Annotated in this window: 5 protein-coding genes; 3 read left to right on the forward strand and 2 right to left on the reverse strand. The window is 65.2% G+C overall.

Going from position 1 to position 5,571, the window contains the following annotated elements; all coding sequences use genetic code 11:
• Positions 1-167 precede the first annotated feature (167 nt).
• Both Q8Q83_RS04020 and Q8Q83_RS04025 read right to left on the reverse strand, forming a co-directional pair.
• Positions 168-1,559, reverse strand: coding sequence for a sensor histidine kinase (locus Q8Q83_RS04020; RefSeq protein WP_305621345.1), 1,392 nt, complete (start codon positions 1,557-1,559; stop codon positions 168-170).
• Positions 1,560-1,575: 16 nt separating this feature from the next.
• The gene (locus Q8Q83_RS04025; RefSeq protein ID WP_305621339.1) at positions 1,576-2,247 is read right to left on the reverse strand and encodes a response regulator; all 672 of its coding nucleotides are present in this window, start codon (positions 2,245-2,247) and stop codon (positions 1,576-1,578) included.
• A 333-nt stretch (positions 2,248-2,580) separates the two neighbouring features.
• Between Q8Q83_RS04025 and Q8Q83_RS04030 the strand changes: the two genes are divergently transcribed.
• From Q8Q83_RS04030 to Q8Q83_RS04040, 3 genes are all read left to right on the forward strand, one after another.
• Positions 2,581-3,846, forward strand: a complete 1,266-nt coding sequence (locus Q8Q83_RS04030; protein ID WP_305621340.1) for an OprD family porin — start codon at positions 2,581-2,583, stop codon at positions 3,844-3,846.
• A gap of 172 nt (positions 3,847-4,018) precedes the next feature.
• Entirely contained in the window at positions 4,019-4,996 is a 978-nt protein-coding gene (locus Q8Q83_RS04035) for a tripartite tricarboxylate transporter substrate binding protein (RefSeq protein WP_305621342.1), read from the forward strand.
• Positions 4,997-5,161: 165 nt separating this feature from the next.
• On the forward strand, positions 5,162-5,571 hold a 410-nt coding region (locus tag Q8Q83_RS04040; protein ID WP_305621344.1), incomplete at its 3' end, for a tripartite tricarboxylate transporter TctB family protein.

Below are 5,571 nucleotides of genomic sequence, written 5' to 3' on the forward strand. Positions count from 1 at the left end.
CAAGGCCTTGCGCTGCGTCAGCCTGCATCTTCTGCTATCCAAGCTGGTGTCGAGAAACGCCGCGCTGATCGAGCGATTCAACCTCGGTCTCAAGCAACTGCGCGACAGCGGCAAGATCACCCAGTACCTGCTGGAGATGCAGCAACCCTTGAGTCTGACGCCCTGACTCAAACCGCCGCGACGGTAAACTCGACCCGCGCCAGCAAGCCATGGGGCTGCGCCTGATGCAGACTGATGCGGGCCTGATGGGCTCGGCAGATCTCGCCGACTATGGCCAAACCCAAACCGGCCCCCGAGCCTTTGCTGCTGCGCCGGTAGAAACGCGCGAAGACTTTCTCACGCTCCTCCAGGGGAATACCCGGCCCATCGTCCTGCACCTCAAGTATGGCTGGCGGTAATACCCGCAAGATCACCGTGCCGCCGATCTGGGTATGGGCCAGGGCGTTGTCCAGCAGGTTGCACAGCAGTTCGTTGAGCAAGGTCGGCTCACCCTCGATCCACACCGGCTGTTTGGCCTCCAGGGCCAGGGCTATGCCCCGGGCGTGGGCCAGCGGCGCCAGGGCCATGCCCAGTTCGCGGGCCAACTGGCTGAGGTCGAGGCGCTGCGCTCCGCCTTCGGCAATCGCCCGCGCGCCACTCTCGATCCGCGCCAACGAGAGCAACTGATTGGCCAGATGAGTCAGCTTGTCGGTGTTCTGCGCCGACTCTTCCAGGGTGCTGCGCCAGGTTGCCGGGTCCTGCGCGCGCAAGCCCAGTTCGACCCGGGCCTTGAGCGCCGCCAGCGGTGTGCGCAACTCGTGGGAGGCGTCGGCGATAAATTGCGACTGGCGCTCGAACAGGCCGCGCAGGCGATCATTGAACTGATTGAGCGCCGCAATCAACGGGCGCAACTCCCGCGGCATCTGTGCGTCCGGCAAGGGCCGCAGATCGTCGCTGGCGCGGCTCGCCACCGCGCGGCGCAGGCTGTCCAACGGACGCAAGGCCAGGGTCACCGCCAGCCACACCAGCAGCAAGGCGCTCAGCGACAGCAAGCCCATGCGCCACAGGGTGCCGAGCAGCAGCTCGCGAGCCATGCGTTCGCGCGCGCCCTGGGTCTCCGCCACGCGAATCTCGGCCATGCCAGTCAGCCCCGGCTCGCTCACCGGCTGCAGCAGGCTGACCAGGCGCACGCCCTGGTTGCGGTAGCGCGCATCATAAAAACGCGCCAGCGCCGGGTAATCCTCGGTGCGCCGGGTGCCCGGCGGCGCAGCCGGCAGGTCCCCGTAGCCGGACGCCAAGGTGCCGTGCAGATCCAGCACCTGGTAATAGATACGCCCGGCGCTGTCATAGGCGAAGGTGTCCAGGGCGACATAGGGCACATTGGCCTTCAGCTTGCCGTCATCGGCGTAGAGCCCGCTGGCGATGGCCCGCGCCGATGCCAGCAAGGTGCGGTCATAGGCGGTATCGGCGGCGCGACGGGCGCTCCAGTAGGCGCTCAGGCTGCTCAGCAGCAGAATCGCGGTCAGCAGCACGGCCAGGCGGCGTAATAGCCGGCCGCGCAAGCTGCCCGCGTCACTCACCGGCCGACTCCAGCGCTCAGTCACCGACTGCCTCCAACAAATAGCCCAGGCCGCGGAAGGTGACAATCCGCACCCCGCCGCCTTCGAGCTTCTTGCGCAGACGATGCACGTAGATCTCGATGGCGTCGCTACTGGCTTCCTCGTCCAGGCCGAACACCTGGGCGGCCAGCTGCTCCTTGCTCATCACCCGTCCGGGCCTGGCGATCAACGCCTCCAGCACCGCCTGCTCGCGGGAGGTCAGCGTCAGCACTACGTCCGCCAGGGTAAAGCGCCGGGTCTCCAGGTCATACAGCAGCTTGCCGCAGCGCTGCTGACGCTCGCCGCCCAGCACGGTGCGGCGCAGCAGCGCCTTGACCCGCGCCTCCAGCTCGGACAGTTCGAAGGGCTTGGCCAGGTAATCGTCGGCCCCCAGATTGAGACCATGCACGCGGTCCTTGACCTCGCCACGGGCGGTCAGCATCAGCACCGGCAGGGTCTTGCCGCGTTCGCGCAGGCGCGCCAGCACCTGGAACCCGTCCAGGCGCGGCAGGCCGATATCGAGAATGGCCAGGGCGTAGTCCTCGCTGCTCAGGGCCAAATCCGCGGCCACCCCGTCATGCAGCACATCCACCGTCCAGCCGGCGCTTTTCAGCGCCTGGGCCACGCTCGCCGCCAGTTGCGGATGATCTTCGACCAGCAGAATTCGCACCGCCACCTCCAGCAAAACCCCGACGCACGCCGCTTGCAGCGGTGTTCCTGCGCCATTCGAAGGCTGGAGTTTACAGGCGCAAAGGCCAATGTGAATTGCCCAAATGCCAGAGCACGAGCCGCCCAGGGAAACTTTGTGGCCTGCCATCCCTGGTGCCCACCCTGCGGGCCGTCGCAAGCGACGTCAAAAAACGCTCCAAGCGTTTTTTTCAACGCTGAAAGCCTGGCGAAAGCTTGACCCCCTAGCATCGGTTTCAGGTGGCTCGATCCACCTACCTGAGCGGCCTGCGCAGTGGTGCGCGGCCGTGACAAAAACAACAATGGAGACCACAGGATGCTGACTGCATCGTATCGGGCGCTGTCGCCTGTTCATCTGCTTAGCCTGGCCATCGGCACGGCCCTGCTCGCGCCTGCCGCCCACGCCGATTTTATCGACGACAGCTCGGCGAGCCTGACCACCAGCACTATCTATCTAAATCGCGATTTCCGCGAAAACGCTGGGCAGAACAAGCGTGAAGAATGGGGCCAGGGTTTCCTCCTCGACATTCAGTCCGGCTACAGCGAAGGCACTGTCGGCTTCGGCCTCGATGCCCTGGGCATGCTCGGCGTCAAGCTGGATTCCGGCGGCGGCCGCACCGGCACCGATCTGCTGCCGGTGCAGGATGACGGCGGCACCCCGGATCAATTCGGCCGCCTGGGCCTGACCGCCAAGGTCAAGGTATCCAATACCGAGCTGCGCTACGGCTCGCATATCCCCGAACTGCCGGTGGTCAAAGCCAGCGACAGCCGCCTGCTACCGCAGATGTTCGAAGGCGGCCTGCTGACCTCCAGCGAGCTGGACGGCCTGAGCTTTACCGGCGGGCGTCTGGACAAGGTCATCGACCGCGCCTCGACCAACTCCGAAGAGCTGATCCTCAACAGCAAGAACCGCCGTTTCGCCGCTGGCGTAAGCGCCGACCACCTGGACCTGCTCGGTCTCGACTACCAATTCGCCGAGGGCCTGACCGGCCGTTACTACCTGGCCGAACTGGATGATATCTACCGTCAGCACTTCTTCGGCCTGCTGGCCAGCCAGACGCTGGGCAGCGGCACCCTGTCCGCCGACGCGCGCCTGATGCTGAGCCAGGACAGCGGCGCGGCGAATGCCGGTCAGGTCGACAACCGTGCCTTCAACGCCATGCTCGGCTACGCCATCGACGGCCACAAGCTGGGCCTGGGCTATCAGGACATGGGCGGCGACACGGGTTATGCCTATATCGATGGCAGCGACCCCTTCCTGGTCAACTTCGTGCAGATCAACGACTTTGCCAACGCCGACGAGCGCTCCTGGCAAGCCCGTTACGACTACGACTTCAGCACGCTGGGCGTGCCCGGCCTGAGCTTTATGACCCGCTATGTCAAAGGTAGCGACGCCCAGGTGGCGGGCAGCGACGAGCGCGGTGGCGAGTGGGAACGCGACATCGAACTCAAGTACGTGGTGCCAAGCGGTGCGCTGAAAGATGTCTACGTGCGCCTGCGCAACGCCAGCTTCCGCTCCGACTTCGCCCGCGATGCGGACGAAAACCGCGTCATCGTCGGCTACACACTGCCGATCTGGTAACCCACAATAATCGGGTGTTTACAAACTACTGCGCTCGGCCATGCCGCGTTGAAATCAGCCTCAAAATGCTCATGTACTACTCGTACACTCCGCTTTTTCGGCTAATTTCGCCTTGCCTGACCATCGCTCGCTACATTTGTAACCACCCTCTAAGCGCCGAGAGGATACGCCCATGAAAACTGCCTTTACCCGCATCGCCCTGACCACCGCCTGCCTGGCCTTCGCCGGCCAACTGCTGGCCGCCGAGCCGAAACGCCCCGAGTGCATCGCCCCGGCCAAGCCCGGTGGCGGCTTCGACCTGACCTGCAAGCTGGCGCAGAGCGGCCTGAAAGATGAAGGTCTGCTGAAAGCGCCGATGCGCGTCACCTATATGCCCGGCGGCGTCGGCGCGGTGGCCTATAACGCGGTGATCGCCCAGCGCGCCGACGACCCGGGCACCATCACCGCCTTCTCCAGCGGCTCGCTGCTCAACCTGGCCCAGGGCAAGTTCGGCCGTTACGACGAAACCGGCGTGCGCTGGCTGGCGGCGGTGGGCACCGATTACGGCGCTATCACGGTGCGCGCCGATTCGCCCTACCAGAACCTCGACGAGCTGGTGCAGGCACTGAAGAAAGACCCCAGCAGCATCGTCTTCGGCGCCGGCGCGACCATCGGCGGCCAGGACTGGATGCAGACCGCGCTGATCGCCCGCCTGGCCGGGATCGACCCGAAAAACCTGCGCTATGTGGCCTTCGAAGGCGGCGGCGAAACTCTCACCGCCATGCTCGGCGGCCACGTGCAGGTCACCAGCAGCGGCCTGGGTGAAGTCACCCCGCAGCTGGCGGCGAACAAGGTACGCATCCTCGCGGTGCTGTCCGAAGAACGCCTGCCGGGCAAACTGGCCGACCTGCCGACCGCCCGCGAACAGGGCTACGACATCGTCTGGCCGGTGATCCGCGGCTTCTATATGGGCCCGCAAGTCAGCGACGAGCAGTTCAACTGGTGGAAACAGCAGTTCGACACCCTGCTGGCCAGCGAAGACTTCGCCAAGCTGCGCGAGCAGCGCGACCTGCTGCCGCTGGCGGTCACCGGCGATGCACTGCAAGCCTTGGTCTTCAAGCAGGTTGAGGAATACAAGGCGCTGGCCGGCGAGTTCGGCCTGATCCAGTAACACCCAAGTGCGATTCGTAGGATGGGCTGCGCCGCGGCGTAACCCATGCGGTAACGGCCAAGGACGGCACATGCTCGCCCACGGGCCACCAGCATGGGTATCGCTGCGCTCAACCCATCCTACGGCTCCACGGTCTTTCCCTGACCCCCGACTAGGTAATCCGCCATGTACGTTCGCCTTTTTGCCGCGATCTGGCTGCTCGTCTGCGTTTTTCTCGCCCTGGTGGCCTGGGGCTTCCAGGCCCCCTTCAGCTATGACCCGGTCGGCCCGCGCGCCTACCCGCTACTGCTGCTGGTGCTGATGGGCCTGGCCTCCTTGTGGCTGGTGTGCAAACCCAGCGCGGAGCGCGACACGCCCATTTCCTGGGCGCTGGCACGCAAGGCCGCCCTGTGCTTTGCCGCATTGCTGGCCTATGCGCTGCTGTTCGAGCCGCTGGGTTTCATCCTCAGCACCGCCCTGGCCGGCTTCTGCCTGGGCCTGCTATTCACCGGCAAGCCCCTGCCCTCGGCCATCAGCGGCGTGCTGATGGGCGTGCTGCTGTATGGGCTGTTCGATTACCTGCTGGACGTGCCGCT

The organism is Pseudomonas sp., assembly GCF_030696055.1.
GTDB lineage: Bacteria > Pseudomonadota > Gammaproteobacteria > Pseudomonadales > Pseudomonadaceae > Aquipseudomonas.